Genomic DNA, 17,315 nt, shown 5'->3' on the forward strand with positions numbered 1-17,315 from the left:
ATCTCTTAATGGTTAAAAAAACTTATATTACTTTAATATTTAATCTTAGGATTGAAGAGTAAAAAACTTAATCTCTTAATGGTTAAAAATTAAACTTCTACTTCAATAAACTCCATTCGCACTGAACCATCCTCATCAATATGAGTCAAATTGATATTGTGTAATGTATTCACCAATTCTGGATTCCAAGGTGTTTTTACTTTTACGTAATTCTCTGTAAAACCGTGGATATACCCTTCTTTATTTTCACTTTCGAATAAAACGGTTCTATTACTTCCTAGCTGACTTTCATAAAAAGCACGACGTTTCTTTACGGATAAACCACGTAACATTTTACTTCTTTTAGAACGTACATTGGCAGCAACAACTCCAGGCATATCGGCAGCTTCTGTATTATCGCGTTCTGAATACGTAAAAACATGCAAATAAGAAATATTCATCTCATTTAAGAAATGATAGGTTTCTAAGAATTGTTCATCGGTTTCTCCGGGAAAACCAACAATTACATCTACACCTATACAAGCGTGTGGCATCACTTCTCTAATCTTATTCACTCGCTCTGTGTACACTTCGCGTTGGTAACGGCGTTTCATCAGTTTCAAAATTTCATTACTTCCAGATTGTAATGGAATATGAAAATGAGGAACAAACGTTCTGCTTTTTGAAACAAATTCTATCGTTTCGTTTTTTAATAAATTGGGTTCGATAGACGAAATTCGCAATCTTTCGATTCCTTCCACTTCATCTAATGCTTGAACTAATTCTAAAAAAGTATGCTCGTGTTTTTTATTCCCAAATTCACCTTTACCGTAATCGCCAATATTTACACCGGTAAGAACAATTTCCTTAATATTTTGCTTCGAAATTTCATATGCATTTTTCAATACATTCTCCAGTTCATCAGATCGAGAAATTCCTCTCGCTAGCGGAATCGTACAATAGGTACATTTATAATCACAACCGTCTTGTACTTTCAAGAAAGCACGAGTTCGATCACCAATGGAATAACTTCCTACATAGAAATCAGCTTCGGAAATCTCGCAAGAATGTACTTCGCCCATGTCGTTTTTGGACAAGTCATTAATATAATCGGTGATTTTAAATTTTTCTGTAGCTCCCAGAACGAGATCCACTCCATCAACAGCCGCTAATTCTTCTGGTTTCAATTGGGCGTAACAACCTACAGCCGCAACAAAAGCTTTGTCATTCAACTTCATCGCTTTTTTAACGACTTGTTTGAATTGTTTGTCTGCATTTTCCGTTACTGAGCAAGTATTGATAACATACATATCAGCCACTTCTTCAAAATCGACGCGGTCAAAACCTTCATCTTGAAAACTTCTTGCTATCGTTGATGTTTCTGAAAAGTTTAGTTTACATCCCAGCGTATAAAAGGCAACCTTTTTTCTATTTTCCATAAGTAAGCGCTATTAATGAAATCGTTGTCAAAAAATAGCGTGTGCAAATTTACGAACAAAAATCTATAAAAAGAAACCAATAATTATTGATATATTAGCTTACTAATTAAATATAAAAAATGAGCAAAATTTCGTTAATTGCATTACTACTATTTTTATTTTCAGCACCATTAATTGCTCAAAATACTGTTGAATGGAATGAAAATTACAAACTTCAACTTTCTGATTTTCAATCCAAAGGAACTTTAATTGGGAATACTCAAATAAACAGCATCCACACTGCTTCTGGGCTTGATTTTAGCTTACAAATGAGCAACATAGAATTTATGTTTACTAAAAACTTCAATTCTAAAGTAAGTTCCACTTTTAAACGTGACGCTGCATCCATCATTGCAACTGATACTCTTACAGCAAAACATTTATTAGATTTTGCTCAATACGCGTTTGATTTATCAGAACTCTATGCTCGAAAATTAAGACAAGACCTATACATAAACAAAGGAACCTTTTCGGATATTAGTTTTTTACAACCATTATATGACGTCATTCAAAAAAAATATATTGAGGAACATGATATTGCATCAAATAAATCTAATTTAGGACAAAATGAAAAAATTATTAAAGAACTCGATGTAGATGTTTTAAAAAGAATCCAAGAGTTATCTGATTTTTGTAAAAGTTGCAAACCTCCTAAAAAGATAAAATAGTACTTATTCTAATATAAATCGTCTCACTACCTCAGCAACACCATGATTATTATTTGAGGCAACTATTACATCAGCTTTGTCTCTCAATTCAGGATCCACATTATCTACCCAAACACCTAATCCGGCATATTCAATCATGGTTAAATCATTCCCAGCATTACCCACAGCTATGATTTCTGATTGCAGGATCCCTAGTTTTTCGGCCAAGAATTTAATACTAGCTCCTTTATCAATTCCGTTTTGAGCCACTTCTAAAAAGAAAGGTTTTGACATACATACACTAAGATGTGGCATAGCTGCTTTTAAATCTTTTTCTACTTCTTTAAGATAACTGGGTTCTTCTAATAAAATACATTTTATAGCTGAAGACTGCACTTCTGCTTTAAAACTTACTACTTTATTGTGTTCTAAACCGGTGATATTTTTTTCGATTTCAATATATTCAGAATCCGTTTCACTCACGATTTTCCCATTAACATAAGTAATAATGTGCGTTTTACTTTTTACACTATATTCATATAATTCATGAATTTGTTCTTGAGTTAGTGTTTGCTCAAAAATAATTTTATCTTCTTTTAAATCAGAAATTACGGCCCCATTATAAGAAATCATAAAGGAATTATGCAAGTTTAATTCTTTGGCGTAAGCCGTCATTGCTGGTGTAGGTCTTCCAGATGCCAAAACTACATGAATACCTAGTTCCATTGCCTTAGCAAGCATTTCTTTATTTTCAATCGAAACTTCATGGTTATCATTCAACAAGGTATCATCCATGTCTAAAACCAACATTTTATATTTTATTTTCATTTTATAATTTTAATACATTAAAAAAGAAAACCTTGATGTTAGTTGAGCATCAAGGAATTCATTTTATAAAAACTATTACAGTATTAAATACTTAATCGGAATTCTTCAATAACAGGATTCACCTTAGCAAATTCAGTTTCTTGAACGAATAATTCCACAGCTTGACCATAACTTCCAAAACCTGCTAATCTAGCCGATTGAATATTGTCTTTCATCACAACATCAATTCCAATTTCTTCAATTTTTTCTTTTAAAGCTAAAGCCAAAATCTCACTTCCCGAAAACACTTTCATTAATCCCATGGTATTGTATTTTTTTATTATTTTTCATCTATTTCTTCATCCTCATCCTCTTCTTCGAAATCCTCAAAATCAAATTCAACAGGCTCTATCAGCATTTTATCAGCAAGACTTTCTATTCGATCAGTCAACTGTTCCGTAAAGATTATGCGTTGTGTTTTTAGTATGCTGTTTGAAATACGCATGATTTTAGTTTCATGACGCAATTTCAAAATAGGATCAGCATCATCAAGAATAAACATTTTTAAACGGTTTACATTAAATCCTGCTGTGGTAAACATTTCACTCAACTTATTAGGAGTACCAATTAACACGTCTACTCCTCCAGAAATAAAATTTTTATCATATTCCATGTCTCCCTTATCGTGAACTCCATAAACGTGAAGATCAGTATATTTTCCATATTTTTCAAAAAGTGCTTCCATGGCCAATACCTTGGCTTTGTCCTCAACAATAATTAAAGCACGAGGAGATTGCTCACCTTCTTTAACTAATTGCTGAATTACATTAATGACAATGGTAGTTGATTTCCCACTTCCAGCTGGCGCAATAATTAGACAATCAGAACCACTTTTTAAAGTTGAAAAAGTTTCTTTCTGTATCGCATTGGCTTCCGTTAAGCCATTCTCAATTAAAGATTCTTTTAAACCTTCGTTAATTTTTTTTAATTTCATTACCTATGATTGAAAGATTAAAAAATTGAAAAATTGAAAAATTACAACTGAATGCCGAATCTTTAAATCATTAAATTTTTGAATCATTAAATTTATTTTTTACTTTGACGCAAACAACTTGACATCATTCTCGGAAATCTCGCTTCCTCCAAGAATTATTAAACGCTCTACCACATTTCGTAATTCTCTAATATTCCCTGTCCAATCGTATTCTTGCAATAGTTTCACAGCATCTTTAGAAAATTTCTTTACCACATTTCCTTGCTCAGAAGCAATTTTGTCAGCAAAATGAGCAATTAACATTGGAATATCATCACGTCTATCATTTAACGAGGGTACTTTTATTAATATTACTGCTAATCTATGGTATAAATCTTCACGGAAACGACCTTCGGCTATTTCTACTTTCAAATCCTTATTTGTTGCAGCTACTACACGAACATCGACTTTAATATCTTTATCGGCACCAACTCTTGTAATCATACTTTCTTGTAAAGCACGCAATACTTTGGCTTGAGCCGAAAGACTCATATCGCCAATTTCATCCAAGAAAATAGTTCCTTTATCAGCCGCTTCAAATTTACCTGCACGGTCTTTTACAGCAGAAGTAAAAGCGCCTTTTACGTGACCAAACAATTCGCTTTCTATCAATTCAGATGGGATGGCAGCACAGTTAACTTCAATTAAAGGAAAATTAGCTCTTTCGCTTTTTTCATGTAATTGGTGTGCTACTAATTCTTTTCCGGTTCCATTAGGTCCAGTAATTAGAACTCTAGCTTCAGTAGGAGCTACTTTGTCAATCATCACTTTGATGTGATTGATGGCCTCACTATCCCCAATCATTTCGTAATTCTTACTTACTTTTTTCTTTAAAATCTTATTTTCAACTACAAGTTGTTTTTTGTCTAATGCGTTTCGAACGGTATTTAATAAACGGTTCAAATCTGGTGGTTTTGATATGTAATCAAAAGCCCCCAAACGCATGGTATTGATTGCCGTTTCCATATCGCCATGACCAGAGATCATTACCATTGGGATTTCGGGTTTTATTTTTTTTACAGCTTCGAGCAATTCTACACCATCCATCTTTGGCATTTTGATATCGCACAAAACCAAATCGTAATCGTTGTTTTTTATTTTTTCAAAACCTACAACACCATCTTCGGCATCTTCTACTTCATAGGTATCATTTTCTTCGGAAAGTATTTTTGTCAATACTCTTCGAATAGCTGCTTCGTCTTCTATAATTAGTATTTTAGGCATGTTTTTTTATTATTTTACCGCAAAGTTCGCAAAGTTTTTTTTGCAAAGTTCACAAATTAATTATAATCTATTTCAATAACCCTGATTGCAGTGAAAATCCTTTTTTAATTCGCTTCTTTAGCGAATTAAAAAAGATTGAAACGAAAAGCAGGAAATTGTTCCAAATTATTTTAATAGTTAAGCCATTTATACAACTCTTTCCAAGTTGGTTTTTTTCCGTACATCAATATTCCTACTCTATAAATCTTGGCAGCAAACCAAACTACTCCAAAGAAAGTGGCAAATAACAATGTTACAGATATGGCAATTTGCCACAAAGGTACGCCAAACGGGATTCGCATCAACATAACAATAGGCGATGTGAGCGGAATCATGGAGAAAACGACTGCAATTGTTCCATGTGGGTCATGTATTACACTAAAAAATCCAACATAAACACTCAACATCAACGGCATGATAATAGGCAGTAAAAACTGTTGTGAGTCGGTTTGATTATCAACAGCCGCACCAATTGCCGCGTAGAATGAACTGTAAAGGAAATAACCACCTATGAAATAAACCACAAAACCCAGCAAAATATTAGCAATGGGTAAGTTCCATAATTCCTTGATATACATTTGGGCTGTGCCAGCAAATTCCTGCTGAGCTTGCTGCATTAATTCCGGTGGAACTTTAGCAGTTGGCCCTACGTTAACCCCAAAAAACAGTGAAGCAGCAAACATTAATGATAGACCAATTACTGCCCAAATTACGAACTGCAATATTCCTGCTAGCGATGTTCCTATGATTTTACCAATCATTAATTGGAATGGTTTTACGGAGGAAATAATGATTTCTATGATCCGATTTGTCTTTTCTTCGATTACAGAACGCATCACCATATTTCCATAAATTATGATGAACATCATGATTAGATAACCAAAACCGCCACCTATAGCAACTTTAATTTCGTTTAATCCTTTTACACTTGCTTCCCCTGAAGCCTTGGCCAGACTAATATTTACTACTGATTGTGCCTTTTTAATCGCTAACGTATCAAGGTGTGCATTCTCCAAATTTATTTTGGTGATTTTATTGCCTATCACATCTTGGACATTCTCAATAAAGGAAATACTAGGACTACTGTTCGATATAAATTGAATTTCACTTTCAAAATCAGTAATTTTTGTTGCTTTAGGTATGATCAATAAACCTTCATAACTTTCATTAGTGATGCTATCTTTTAGAAACTTGGAATCAATAATAGATAAATCGATGTATTTATATTCGCCTTTTTTACTGTTTTGTGAAGTAAAGTCTTTTACAAACAAGCCTGATTCGTCGTGAATGGCGATTCGTTTTGTATCTGCTTTCATCGAACTTAAATAACCTACAAAAGCGGCTATACCTACAAATAGTAACGGACTTAAAAAAGTCATTACAATAAAAGATTTATTACGCACTTTGGCAATAAACTCTCTTTTTATGATTAATGAAATGATGCTCATTTAATTTAGAATTTAGGATTTACCAAAAAATTATTTTTCGCTAACGGATTGAATAAAAATATCATTTACACTTGGTATTTTTTCCACAAAATGGGTGACTTGTCCACGTTGCGTCAATACGTTTAATAGTTCATTTGGCAAGGCTTTTCCCAATTGAATTTCTAGCTTTAGTTCCTTGTTTAAGGATTTGAAATTAGCGGGACCAACAGTGAATTTTTGTGTAATATCATACATCAAACCTTCTACATTATCAGATAATATCCCCACTTCATAGCTATTCGTTTTAAACTGTCTTTTTACATCACTCAGTTTTCCTTCTAATAACTTATTTGACTTATGGATTAAAGCAATATCATCACATAGTTCTTCTACGCTTTCCATACGGTGTGTAGAAAAAATGATAGTTGCACCCTCTTCTCTTAAAGCTAAAATTTCCTCTTTTATAACATTGGCATTTACTGGATCAAAACCGGAGAAAGGCTCGTCAAAAATCAATAATTTTGGCTTGTGCAACACACAAACTACAAACTGAATTTTTTGTGCCATTCCTTTAGAAAGCTCTTGGATTTTTTTGTTCCACCAACCTTGAATTCCTAGTCTATCAAACCAATAATCCAATTGTTTTTTGGCTTCGGCTTTTGAAAGTCCTTTCATTTGAGCCAAATACAAACATTGTTCCCCCACTTTCATACTGGTGTACAAACCTCTTTCTTCCGGAAGATATCCAATATATTGAACGTGTTTAGGTTGTAGTTTTTCACCATCAAGAATGATTTCACCACGATCTGGAAATGTAATTTGGTTTATGATTCGGATTAAAGAGGTTTTTCCGGCACCGTTAGGACCTAATAGTCCATAAATACTGCCCTTAGGAACTGATAATGAAACTTCATTAAGCGCTACATAATCACCATATTGCTTAACCACTTTATTAACTTCAAGTAAAATACTCATGCTGAATTTTGAATTTATTTCATCCGTTTGGCTCGTTATCGCCTCACGCGTGTAAAAGTAAATAATTAGTAGCGAATTAGGCCCAAATGTTACATAAAAAAACCCATCCTTATTTGAACAAGGATGGGAATATATTTAATTTTTAACCTTTATAAAAATTAAGAAAACATATCTTTTACTTTCTCGAAAAATGATTTATCTGATTTTTCAGGATTTGGAACAAAGTTTTCATTATCAATATTTTTTTCAAAAAATTGTTTTTGCTCTTTGTTTAATGTTTTTGGAGTCCAAACGTTTACATGAACTAGCAAATCACCACTTCCGTAACCATTAATACTAGGAATACCTTTTCCTTTTAGCCTAAGAATTTTTCCTGATTGAATTCCTTCTTCTAGTTTTATTCTTACTTTACCATTGATTGCTTCGATATCTTTAGAGATTCCAAGGACCGCTTCGGCAAAACTGATGTATAAATCATAATGTAAATTCTCTCCTTCACGTTTCAAGAATTCATGTTCTAGCTCTTCAATAGCTACAATTAAATCTCCTGGAACACTGTTCCCTGGAGCATCATTTCCTTTATTAGAAACTTTCAATTGCATTCCGTCTACTACTCCAGCAGGAATTTTTATTGATACAGTTTCATCTTCAAGAATCATTCCTTGAGAATCCGCTTCAGATGGTTTTTTATCTAAAATTTGACCAGAACCACCACAAGTTGGACAAGTGGAAGCTGATTGCATTCTACCCAAAATTGTATTGGTCACACGCATCACCTGCCCTTGACCATTACAGGTAGAACAAGTTTTATACGATACGCCAGGCGCTTGTACTTTACGTTTTACTTTTACTTTTTTCTCTACACCATTTGCAATTTCTTCCAAAGTTAATTTCACTTTGATACGAAGATTGCTACCTTTGGTTCTGCGTTGACCTCCGCCACCGCCTCCAAATCCGCCACCACCACCAAAGGCGCTACCGAAGATATCTCCAAATTGACTGAAGATATCATCCATATTCATTCCGCCATGATGACCACCTCCACCAAAACCTCCTGAACCATCAAAAGCTTGATGACCATATTGGTCGTATTTTGCTTTTTTATTTGGATCACTTAAAATTTCGTAAGCTTCAGCAGCTTCTTTAAATTTATCTTCTGCCGATTTGTCTCCAGGGTTTTTGTCAGGATGAAACTCTAACGCTTTTTTTCTGTAGGCTTTCTTTATAGCTGCAGCATCTGCACCTTTAGAAATACCTAATATCTCGTAAAAATCTTTTTTCATTTTTTTGTTTTTCAATGGTATAGAAGCGAAAAAAATATTCCTCTACTATTGTCCTATTACAACTTTTGGAAAACGAATAATCTTATCTCCCAATTTATATCCTTTTTCAAGAACATCAACAATTTTACCTTTCATTTTATCATTAGGAGCCGGAATCTGAGTGATTGCTTCAGCAAAATCAGCATCAAATGCATCACCTGCTTTTAAATCTACTTGTTCCAATCCTTTTGCTACTAAAGTACTTTTCAGTTTTTCATGAATAAGCTCAACCCCTTTCATCATTAGCTCATCGTCTGATTTAGCTATTTCTATAACAGCTCTGTCAAAATCATCCAAAACAGGAAGCATCGCTAATAAAACTTCTTGATTTGCTGTTTTAAACAACTCAATACGCTCTTTAGTAGTTCTACGTTTGTAATTTTCAAATTCAGCAAACAATCGTAAATACTTATCTTTTTCTTTTGCTAAATCTTGCGTTAATTGCTCTTCAACACTTAATTCTTCAGCAATCACTTGCTCGTCATTAGCGTTAGTATCTGGAGTTACATCTTCAATTTTTGGATCCATTTCTGTGTTATCAGTAGCCATATTGCCCTTATTTTTAAAAATATTCTTAAAGTTCATTTTTTTCACTTTTCTTTGAATTGCAAAAGTACTGCCAAATCTTATAAAATGTCAAATTGTCATTCTTTAATTTGACGAAACTTATTTTCAGAACTATTTTAGTTCAAATAAATTCCTATCAAAATATAAATTTTAATATAATTTTAAGACTATTACGTTTTAGTTTCTATAAGTTTGTTACTGGTTCTGATCTAAAAAATTTAAGGTTAGTTTCTAAATAATTATTAATTCGTGATTACCTTATATTAAAAAAAGCTTTGTTTACTAAAACAAAGCTTTTTTTTATGTTACAAAGTCGTTATAATAACGCTTCCTTCAGTCCTTCAAAGTCTATTGAAACTTGCTCCCCAGTCACTAAGTTTTTAAGCGAAAATAGATTTGATTCTATCTCCTTTTCTCCCGCAATTACCGCAAAAGGAATATTTCGTTTATCAGCATGTTGAAACTGTTTTGCCATTTTTACATTATCAGGGTACAACTCTACCTTTATTCCCGAAGCCCTTAATCGCTTAATCGCTTTCATGGCATAAAAAGCTTCATTATCACCATAATTAATAAATAAAGCTTTAGTGGTTGCAGTTACCGTTTCTGGAAATAAATTGAGTTCTTCTACAACCAAATAAATTCGGTCTAAACCAAAAGAAATACCAACACCACTCATGTTTTTTAATCCAAAAATTCCAGTCAAATCGTCATAACGTCCACCACCACCAATAGACCCCATAGCAACTGTCTTTGGCGGAGCTACTTCAAAAATAGCACCCGTATAATAATTAAGTCCTCTTGCTAAAGTGACATCCAAATCTAAAATTGCTGTCGATAATCCAAGCGTCATAACATTATCACAAATAAAACGCAATTCTTCCACTCCTTTCATTCCTTCAGCAGAAGACACTAAAAGTTGGGATAATTTTTCAATTTTTTCAGAAATCGTTCCGGTAAAATTAAACAAAGGCTGTACTTTTTCAATAGCTACTTCATCAATTCCTTTTTCGATCATTTCCTTTTTTACGCCATCCTCACCTATTTTGTCTAGTTTATCCAAAGCAACAGTAAAGTCAATCAATTTATCCGATGCACCGATTACCTCAGCTATTCCAGATAATATTTTTCGATTATTGATTTTAACAGTTACTCCTTCTAAACCCAAAGCGGTAAAAACAGTATCGTAAAGTTGTACCAATTCTACTTCTTGCCATAACGATTTTGAACCCACCACATCAGCATCACATTGAAAGAACTCTCTAAAACGGCCTTTTTGAGGACGATCAGCTCGCCAAACTGGTTGTATTTGATATCTTTTAAAAGGAAATTCAATATCATTTTGATGTTGCACCACGTATCTTGCAAATGGTACTGTTAAATCATAACGCAACGCTTTCTCAGAAATACTTGAAGTTAATTTAGTACTGTCTTTATTTTCTAAATGAGTTGTATTGGCTTTAGCCAAATAATCTCCAGAATTCAATATTTTAAAAATTAATCGATCGCCCTCTTCTCCATATTTACCCATCAAGGTATCTGAGTTTTCAAAAGAAGGTGTTTCTATGGGCTGAAAACCAAATTTCTCAAAATTACTTTTAATAATTTGTATAATATATTGACGTTTCGCCACCTCTGTTGGTGAAAAATCTCTTGTCCCTTTTGGAATGCTTGGTTTTGATGCCATTACTATAAGTTATGAATTTTAAATTATGAATTATGAATTTTAAATTAGAGGCGATTTTTAAAAATCGCAATCTTTAATTCAAAATTCATAATTGGTGCTGCAAATATCTTATTTTTAAAATAAATATTCCATCTTCTAAAACAAACTTGTAACAAAAATTGTATTTTCGTGTCAAACTAGTATGATGCTAAATTTATTCAAAGAAAATGTTCGGATTGCAGTAGGTTCAATTAGAACTCAATTATTACGTACAACACTAACCGTTTTAATCATTGCTATAGGAATCACCGCTTTAGTAGGAATACTAACTGTTGTATCTGCATTAGAAAACACGATTTCCTCTGATTTTGCATCGATGGGAGCCAATACATTCAATATAAATCAATACGAAAACACCACGCGAAGACGAGGGGAAGAACGAGAAATTATTAATCCAATTATTTCGTATCCCGAAGCTGTAGAATTCAAAAATAAGTATAAATATCCTTTTACAGAAACTTCATTATCATTTACCGCCACATCTTCAGCCGAAGTAAAATTTGAAGCTACTAAAACTGATCCTGAGATTTCTGTTGTGGGTGTAGACGAACATTTTATTACCAATTCAGGTTTAGAAACAAAACTAGGACGAAATTTCAATGGTTTTGATATTTCAAACAATACCTATTCTTGCATTGTAGGCTCTGATTTTGAAAAAGGATTATTAAAAGACGTAAACCCAATTGACAAAGTCATCTCCATTCGTGGCGCCCGTTTTAAAGTAATTGGAGTATTAAAAGAAAAAGGGTCCACCTTTGGTAACAGCCAAGACTTAAGAGTTTTAATTCCTATTCAAGTGGCGCGGTCTTTATTTACAGCTCCTAATATTAATTACACGATGAGTATCATGGTTTCTAAGAAAGAACTTCTAGATCAAGCCATTGATAATGCCACGAGCACCATGCGAAGAGTTCGAAAACTGAGTCCTTTAAAAGATAATAATTTTGGAGTGGTACGTTCTGACGATTTGATTAATAGAATTCTAGGAATCACAAAATATTTAGGATTAGCTTCTTGGTTAATTGGAATTATAACCATCCTTGGTTCATCAATCGCTTTAATGAACATCATGATTGTTTCTGTAACGGAGCGCACAAGGGAAATTGGAGTTAGAAAAGCGTTGGGTGCTAAAAAAAGTACCGTAGCTTTTCAATTTTTTATTGAAACCCTACTTATTGGTCAATTGGGTGGATTGATGGGAATTATTTTTGGAATTCTTATTGGGTACGGAATTGCAACCGCGATGAGTTTTGCTTTTGTAATCCCTTGGGGCGCTATTTTCGCTGCTTTTTTAACTAGTTTTATTGTAGCGATTATATCTGGTTTATATCCAGCCATAAAAGCATCTACACTAGATCCTATTGAAGCATTGCGATACGAGTAGTTAAATAAATTAAAACTTATTAACGCATACTACTTTTCGTCATTCGATCATTTCCGTAAATATCTTTACGCAATTCAATGTTTTTAAAATTCAATTCTTGGAGTAATTCAATCATTTCTTTTCCTAGATATTGATTGATTTCAAAATACAATAACCCGTTTTGGGTTAAGTTTTTCTGAGCTAATTCGGCTATTTTTTTATAAAAAATCAAAGCATCTGTATCATCTACAAAAAGAGCCAAATGGGGCTCGTTATCCAAAACATTTTTTTTGATTTCTAATTTTTCTAAATTCCGAACATAAGGAGGATTCGAAACAATAATATCAAACTGCTGCCCTAAATCTTCGGTTTCAAGAATATTTTGATGAATAAAGGTGACGTCGACTTTGTTTTCAATTGCATTTTTTTTGGCTGTAGCCAACGCTTTTTCTGAAACATCGATAGCAAAAACTTGAGCATCGGGAATATTTTTTGCTAATGAAATGGCAATACAACCGCTTCCTGTACCAATATCTAGAATTTTTATTTTTTGGTTTTCGACTTTCAACTTTTGAGTTTCAATAATCCATTCTACCAATTCTTCGGTTTCTGATCTTGGAATTAATACATTTTCATTTACTTCAAAATCCAATCCATAAAAACTCGTTTTCCCTAATAAATATTGAACTGGAATTTCTAGTTTTAATTGTTCCAAAAAAGTATTCCAGACCAAGATTTCATCATTTGTGAAAACCAAATCAGGCTGCAAAGCCAAATCAATTCTTTTTAATTGGTTTTTATCTTCTAAAATCAAATAGAAAAAACTCTCGGCCTCCCCTTCACCATGAATTGGCGAAAGGGCTTGAATAAATTGATCTCGGTATTGTTTTATATTCATTCTATATATTTTGAATATGAAGAATAATTTTATTTTCTATAATTTTTCTCATTTTGAAAAGTTGTTTAGTTTCTGCAGTAGTTTCATTATAAACCTTTTTTCCTAAATCAGATAAAGCAAATTTATTTCCAATTTTTAAAATCCACTTTTCGCTTTTAAGCCATGAAATAGAAATTTCTATTTCTTTTAATGTTGGTACAGAATGATTTATTCCATCAGCAATTTCTGAAATTTCAGTATAATCAACTGCTTCGTTTTTTGATCCAATTGCCAAAGCCAAAAAAATCCATGATATTTTTTCTGTACTTCCCATTAATTATAAAAATAAATAGATTAATCTACTAAATTCTTCAACATCCAAACCGGACAAGAAGTATGACCTGTAGATCCCATAGGGGAATCAATATACTCAAAACCTACTTTTTTATACAGTTTTTGAGCGCCAAGCATATAAGGCATCGTTTCAAGATAACAGCTTTCAAATCCAAAATCTTTAGCACTTTGCAAACAAGTAGCCATCATTTGGCTTCCTATTCCTAAACCACGAGTTTCAGGCAAAAAATACATTTTTTGCAATTCACAAATAGTCTCCGCTTCATTTTCAAGTGGTGCAACCCCAGCAACTCCTACAATTCTTCCTTCATTTTCAACTACAAAATACGCTGATCTAGGTTTACTGTATTCCTCATACATTAAATCTAAATAAGGGTCGGCATATGCTGTTCCCACTTTTGGAATATTCAATTCATCAAAAACAGCACGAATTAATTGCGCAACGCTTTGATTATCTCTTTTTTCAATTTTTCTAATGATCCAGTTTTCCATTATAATTAAATGCTACTATTTGAAAGACAAAAATAGAAATACTTTATTGTTATTTACTGAAGTTTTAAAACTAAATCATAAACTCAAAAATAACTACTTTTGCATAGTGAAGAAAAATGAAACATACATCAAGCGCTGCATCGAATTAGCCAAAAACGGACTAGGAACTACCTATCCTAACCCTTTAGTGGGAAGTGTTATTGTTTATGACGGCAAAATTATTGGAGAAGGCTGGCACAAAAAAGCGGGTGAACCCCATGCTGAAGTAAATGCTATAAATTCCGTAAAGGACAAATCCTTATTACAAAAAGCGACCATTTATGTGAGCTTGGAACCTTGCAGTCATTTTGGAAAAACGCCTCCATGTTGTGATTTAATTATCCAAAATAAAATTCCAAATGTTGTTATTGGAACTGTTGACCCAAATGAAAAAGTGGCAGGAAATGGAATCAAAAAATTAATTGAAGCAGGAATACATGTCACTGTTGGCATACTCGAAGACGAATGCAACGAGTTAAACAAACGCTTTTTTACTTTTCATCAAAAGAAAAGACCTTACATAATTTTAAAATGGGCAGAAACTCAAGATGGTTTTATTGCACCGAAAGAAAAAACAGAAAAAAGACCCGTTTGGATAACCAATACCTATTCTAGACAACTCGTCCATAAATGGCGAACTGAGGAGCAAGCTATACTTGTAGGCACACAAACTGTGATGGATGACAATCCAAAACTAGATGCTCGCGATTGGAAGGGTCAAAACCCTATTAGGATCATTATCGACCAAAACAATCGAATCCCGAAAAACAGACATGTACTTGACAACCAAGTTAAAACTATAATTTTATGTAAATCCACATCAAATGTTGACAAAGAAAACTGTATCTTTGAAGTAATTGATTTTGGGCAAAACATAGCTCATCAAATCGCAAATGTATTATTTCGACACCAAATTCAATCTGTAATTATAGAAGGCGGTAGACAAACTTTACAAACATTCATTGATGAAAACCTTTGGGATGAAGCACGAATATTCGTAAGCAACGTCTCTTTTTTATCAGGAACAAAAGCCCCTGCTTTAGAAAAAAAACAGATCGAAAAGCATTCGATTGGTACTGACGAACTTATAATTTACAAAAACCATGATTAATACTATCATTTTTGATTTTGGGGATATTTTTATAAATCTAGATAAGCAAGCCACTAGTGATGCCTTAAAAAAATTAGGATTAAAAGAATGGAATGAAGATCTAGATAAATTAAATATTGCATTTGAAAAAGGAGAAATTTCTAGAGAAAATTTTTTGATTGGAATTCAAAAACACATTCCTAATGCAAGTATAGATGAAATATTAAAAGCTTGGAATGCCGTACTATTAGACTTTCCATTGTATCGTTTGGAATTCCTTCAAATGCTTTCAAAAAAATACCGTTTATTTTTATTGAGCAATACGGATGCCATTCATATTAAAAAATTTGAACATAAAAGCGGAATATCCTTTTATAGTGATTTTTACCAATGTTTTGAAAAAGTATATTTTTCATTCGAAATTGGCATGAGAAAACCAGACAGTAGCATTTATAATTACGTTTTGAATAAACATGAATTGCAACCCAAAAGAACCTTGTTTGTTGATGACAAAAAAGAAAATACAGATGCTGCCCTTTTACTTGGGCTAAATATTTGGAATTTACAAGTAGGACAAGAAGATGTCGTTGATCTATTTACCAAAAATATAATTTAAAATTCCTTTTGAAAAACAAAGATACTTACAATACCATTGAAGCCCCAACGGAAGAAATTTTATTTAAAGAGAAAAATAGTAAATTTTTTGGTTATGCTTTTCCAATCCAATCGGAGGAGGAAGTAAAACCATTAATTGACGTTCTTAGAAAAAAACATCCAAATGCAGGCCATTTTTGTTATGCATATCAATTAGGCACCGATATGCTGTCCTATAGAGCAAATGATGATGGAGAACCAAGTAATAGCGCAGGAATGCCTATTTATGGACAAATACAATCCTTTGATGTAACAAATACATTGATTGTTGTGGTTCGAATTTTTGGAGGAACAAAATTAGGAGTAGGAGGCTTAATCTCAGCTTATAAAACAACCGCACAGATTACACTTGAAAATTGTACCATATTTGAAAAAACGATAGATATACATTATCTAATTTCATTCGATTATAAAAACATGAATAAAGTCATGCGGGTAATTAAAGAAAAAAAGCTTGATATTGTTTCTCAAGAAATGGAACTAAATGAAGAAACTGGATTACCAATTGGAACAATTGAAATAAAAACACGTAAAAAAAATGCCGAAACAATTTTCGACATTTTTAATTCGTTATATGAAATAGATATTAAAATTAAGGAATAATTATAATACAATTCTAATAATTTTAAATTCGTAATAACTTTTCTTTTACATAGTCTGGTGGAAGTGTGGGGCGAGTCGTTTTCATATCAACAAAAACCAAAATTGAGCTCGCAATTGTTAATAACTCCATTTTTTCATTATATATCTCATAGTCAAATTCTATCTTAACGGAAGTCTGACTTTTAAAAATAGTTTTAACAGTTAAGAGATCATCATATCGGGCTGGTTTTTTGTAATTTATATTCAAAGATACCACAGGAAGCATTATGCCATTTTCTTCCATCCATTTATACGAAACCCCAAGGTTTCTTAGCCATTCCACGCGTCCCATCTCAAAATACTGCGCGTAATTACCATGATAAACAACCCCCATTTGGTCCGTTTCTGAGTATCTAACCCGTACTGTAAATTCGTGTACTTTCATTATGAATTTTATTATTTTAACATTATTATTTTAACATTCAATACCTACTTACAACAATATTTCTTCAAAATCAACCCCTAATTATTTTTTTTTACAGAAATTTGTTCACATATTTGTTACCCCGAAAAATATCATCTTTTTTGATAATATTTAATAAGACAACGATTACTAAATAAAATAATTTACATAGAATTT

Annotated in this window: 19 protein-coding genes; 5 read left to right on the forward strand and 14 right to left on the reverse strand. The window is 32.6% G+C overall.

Translation table 11 applies throughout. From position 1 onward, the window contains the following. Positions 1 to 89 precede the first annotated feature (89 nt). Positions 90 to 1,418 carry a tRNA (N(6)-L-threonylcarbamoyladenosine(37)-C(2))-methylthiotransferase MtaB gene (mtaB, locus tag AB3G33_RS16255; protein WP_367771624.1) on the reverse strand — a complete coding sequence of 443 codons (1,329 nt, stop codon included), beginning with the start codon at positions 1,416 to 1,418 and terminating at the stop codon, positions 90 to 92. Between the two features lie 119 nt (positions 1,419 to 1,537). On the opposite strand from mtaB, the gene AB3G33_RS16260 reads away from it, so the two are divergent. After that, a complete protein-coding gene (locus AB3G33_RS16260; RefSeq protein WP_367771626.1) occupies positions 1,538 to 2,125 on the forward strand; it encodes a hypothetical protein in 588 nt (195 codons plus the stop codon). A 3-nt stretch (positions 2,126 to 2,128) separates the two neighbouring features. On the opposite strand, the gene AB3G33_RS16265 is transcribed toward AB3G33_RS16260, so the two are convergent. The 9 genes from AB3G33_RS16265 to hisS all read right to left on the reverse strand — a co-directional run bounded on the left by AB3G33_RS16265 (position 2,129) and on the right by hisS (position 11,185). After that, positions 2,129 to 2,932 (reverse strand): Cof-type HAD-IIB family hydrolase, encoded by an 804-nt coding sequence (locus tag AB3G33_RS16265; RefSeq protein ID WP_367771628.1) that lies wholly within the window; start codon positions 2,930 to 2,932, stop codon positions 2,129 to 2,131. A gap of 83 nt (positions 2,933 to 3,015) precedes the next feature. Beyond that, complete coding sequence (locus AB3G33_RS16270; RefSeq protein WP_367771631.1) at positions 3,016 to 3,234, reverse strand: DUF2007 domain-containing protein; 219 nt, start codon at positions 3,232 to 3,234, stop codon at positions 3,016 to 3,018. A 17-nt stretch (positions 3,235 to 3,251) separates the two neighbouring features. Next, positions 3,252 to 3,905 (reverse strand): DEAD/DEAH box helicase, encoded by a 654-nt coding sequence (locus tag AB3G33_RS16275; protein WP_367771633.1) that lies wholly within the window; start codon positions 3,903 to 3,905, stop codon positions 3,252 to 3,254. A 99-nt stretch (positions 3,906 to 4,004) separates the two neighbouring features. Then, complete coding sequence (locus tag AB3G33_RS16280; RefSeq protein ID WP_367771636.1) at positions 4,005 to 5,168, reverse strand: sigma-54-dependent transcriptional regulator; 1,164 nt, start codon at positions 5,166 to 5,168, stop codon at positions 4,005 to 4,007. Between the two features lie 170 nt (positions 5,169 to 5,338). Then, positions 5,339 to 6,655 carry an ABC transporter permease gene (locus tag AB3G33_RS16285; RefSeq protein WP_367771640.1) on the reverse strand — a complete coding sequence of 439 codons (1,317 nt, stop codon included), beginning with the start codon at positions 6,653 to 6,655 and terminating at the stop codon, positions 5,339 to 5,341. A 30-nt stretch (positions 6,656 to 6,685) separates the two neighbouring features. Then, entirely contained in the window at positions 6,686 to 7,609 is a 924-nt protein-coding gene (locus tag AB3G33_RS16290) for an ABC transporter ATP-binding protein (protein ID WP_367754749.1), read from the reverse strand. A 158-nt stretch (positions 7,610 to 7,767) separates the two neighbouring features. Further along, positions 7,768 to 8,892: a molecular chaperone DnaJ gene (dnaJ, locus tag AB3G33_RS16295; protein ID WP_367771643.1), complete on the reverse strand. Its 1,125-nt coding sequence runs from the start codon at positions 8,890 to 8,892 to the stop codon at positions 7,768 to 7,770. A gap of 45 nt (positions 8,893 to 8,937) precedes the next feature. Next, entirely contained in the window at positions 8,938 to 9,516 is a 579-nt protein-coding gene (locus tag AB3G33_RS16300; protein ID WP_367771646.1) for a nucleotide exchange factor GrpE, read from the reverse strand. Positions 9,517 to 9,814: 298 nt separating this feature from the next. Continuing rightward, complete coding sequence (gene hisS / locus AB3G33_RS16305) at positions 9,815 to 11,185, reverse strand: histidine--tRNA ligase (protein ID WP_367771649.1); 1,371 nt, start codon at positions 11,183 to 11,185, stop codon at positions 9,815 to 9,817. 181 nt (positions 11,186 to 11,366) lie between these two features. On the opposite strand from hisS, the gene AB3G33_RS16310 reads away from it, so the two are divergent. Continuing rightward, the gene (locus AB3G33_RS16310) at positions 11,367 to 12,608 is read left to right on the forward strand and encodes an ABC transporter permease (protein ID WP_367771651.1); all 1,242 of its coding nucleotides are present in this window, start codon (positions 11,367 to 11,369) and stop codon (positions 12,606 to 12,608) included. Positions 12,609 to 12,627: 19 nt separating this feature from the next. Here AB3G33_RS16310 and prmC read toward each other — a convergent pair whose 3' ends face one another. From prmC to AB3G33_RS16325, 3 genes are read right to left on the reverse strand one after another with little or no spacing between them, the layout of a single operon-like run. Further along, the gene (gene prmC, locus AB3G33_RS16315) at positions 12,628 to 13,485 is read right to left on the reverse strand and encodes a peptide chain release factor N(5)-glutamine methyltransferase (RefSeq protein WP_367771653.1); all 858 of its coding nucleotides are present in this window, start codon (positions 13,483 to 13,485) and stop codon (positions 12,628 to 12,630) included. A 1-nt stretch (position 13,486) separates the two neighbouring features. Then, the gene (locus AB3G33_RS16320; protein WP_367771655.1) at positions 13,487 to 13,798 is read right to left on the reverse strand and encodes a hypothetical protein; all 312 of its coding nucleotides are present in this window, start codon (positions 13,796 to 13,798) and stop codon (positions 13,487 to 13,489) included. A 20-nt stretch (positions 13,799 to 13,818) separates the two neighbouring features. Further along, a complete protein-coding gene (locus tag AB3G33_RS16325) occupies positions 13,819 to 14,310 on the reverse strand; it encodes a GNAT family N-acetyltransferase (RefSeq protein WP_367771657.1) in 492 nt (163 codons plus the stop codon). Between the two features lie 106 nt (positions 14,311 to 14,416). On the opposite strand from AB3G33_RS16325, the gene ribD reads away from it, so the two are divergent. The 3 genes from ribD to AB3G33_RS16340 are packed head-to-tail and all read left to right on the forward strand — an operon-like array spanning position 14,417 to position 16,696. Beyond that, entirely contained in the window at positions 14,417 to 15,460 is a 1,044-nt protein-coding gene (gene ribD, locus AB3G33_RS16330; RefSeq protein ID WP_367774165.1) for a bifunctional diaminohydroxyphosphoribosylaminopyrimidine deaminase/5-amino-6-(5-phosphoribosylamino)uracil reductase RibD, read from the forward strand. After that, complete coding sequence (locus AB3G33_RS16335; protein WP_367771660.1) at positions 15,453 to 16,055, forward strand: HAD family hydrolase; 603 nt, start codon at positions 15,453 to 15,455, stop codon at positions 16,053 to 16,055. The genes ribD and AB3G33_RS16335 overlap by 8 nt, the downstream gene beginning before the upstream one ends. An 8-nt stretch (positions 16,056 to 16,063) precedes the next feature. Further along, positions 16,064 to 16,696 (forward strand): YigZ family protein, encoded by a 633-nt coding sequence (locus tag AB3G33_RS16340; protein ID WP_367771663.1) that lies wholly within the window; start codon positions 16,064 to 16,066, stop codon positions 16,694 to 16,696. 22 nt (positions 16,697 to 16,718) lie between these two features. Here the strand turns inward: AB3G33_RS16340 and AB3G33_RS16345 are convergent, their stop codons facing one another. After that, positions 16,719 to 17,120, reverse strand: a complete 402-nt coding sequence (locus tag AB3G33_RS16345) for an acyl-CoA thioesterase (protein WP_367771665.1) — start codon at positions 17,118 to 17,120, stop codon at positions 16,719 to 16,721. Positions 17,121 to 17,315: the final 195 nt, after the last annotated feature.

It is taken from the genome of Flavobacterium sp. WC2421 (assembly GCF_040822115.1).
Lineage (GTDB): Bacteria > Bacteroidota > Bacteroidia > Flavobacteriales > Flavobacteriaceae > Flavobacterium.

Coding starts and splice junctions, on each gene's coding strand:
- AB3G33_RS16325 (WP_367771657.1), bottom strand. CDS start 14,310: ATGGAAAACTGGATCATTAGAAAAATTGAAAAAAGAGATAATCAAAGC.
- AB3G33_RS16310 (WP_367771651.1), top strand. CDS start 11,367: ATGATGCTAAATTTATTCAAAGAAAATGTTCGGATTGCAGTAGGTTCA.
- hisS (WP_367771649.1), bottom strand. CDS start 11,185: ATGGCATCAAAACCAAGCATTCCAAAAGGGACAAGAGATTTTTCACCA.
- AB3G33_RS16320 (WP_367771655.1), bottom strand. CDS start 13,798: ATGGGAAGTACAGAAAAAATATCATGGATTTTTTTGGCTTTGGCAATT.
- prmC (WP_367771653.1), bottom strand. CDS start 13,485: ATGAATATAAAACAATACCGAGATCAATTTATTCAAGCCCTTTCGCCA.
- mtaB (WP_367771624.1), bottom strand. CDS start 1,418: ATGGAAAATAGAAAAAAGGTTGCCTTTTATACGCTGGGATGTAAACTA.
- AB3G33_RS16275 (WP_367771633.1), bottom strand. CDS start 3,905: ATGAAATTAAAAAAAATTAACGAAGGTTTAAAAGAATCTTTAATTGAG.
- AB3G33_RS16345 (WP_367771665.1), bottom strand. CDS start 17,120: ATGAAAGTACACGAATTTACAGTACGGGTTAGATACTCAGAAACGGAC.
- AB3G33_RS16300 (WP_367771646.1), bottom strand. CDS start 9,516: ATGAACTTTAAGAATATTTTTAAAAATAAGGGCAATATGGCTACTGAT.
- AB3G33_RS16280 (WP_367771636.1), bottom strand. CDS start 5,168: ATGCCTAAAATACTAATTATAGAAGACGAAGCAGCTATTCGAAGAGTA.
- AB3G33_RS16270 (WP_367771631.1), bottom strand. CDS start 3,234: ATGGGATTAATGAAAGTGTTTTCGGGAAGTGAGATTTTGGCTTTAGCT.
- AB3G33_RS16285 (WP_367771640.1), bottom strand. CDS start 6,655: ATGAGCATCATTTCATTAATCATAAAAAGAGAGTTTATTGCCAAAGTG.
- dnaJ (WP_367771643.1), bottom strand. CDS start 8,892: ATGAAAAAAGATTTTTACGAGATATTAGGTATTTCTAAAGGTGCAGAT.
- AB3G33_RS16335 (WP_367771660.1), top strand. CDS start 15,453: ATGATTAATACTATCATTTTTGATTTTGGGGATATTTTTATAAATCTA.
- AB3G33_RS16290 (WP_367754749.1), bottom strand. CDS start 7,609: ATGAGTATTTTACTTGAAGTTAATAAAGTGGTTAAGCAATATGGTGAT.
- AB3G33_RS16260 (WP_367771626.1), top strand. CDS start 1,538: ATGAGCAAAATTTCGTTAATTGCATTACTACTATTTTTATTTTCAGCA.
- AB3G33_RS16265 (WP_367771628.1), bottom strand. CDS start 2,932: ATGAAAATAAAATATAAAATGTTGGTTTTAGACATGGATGATACCTTG.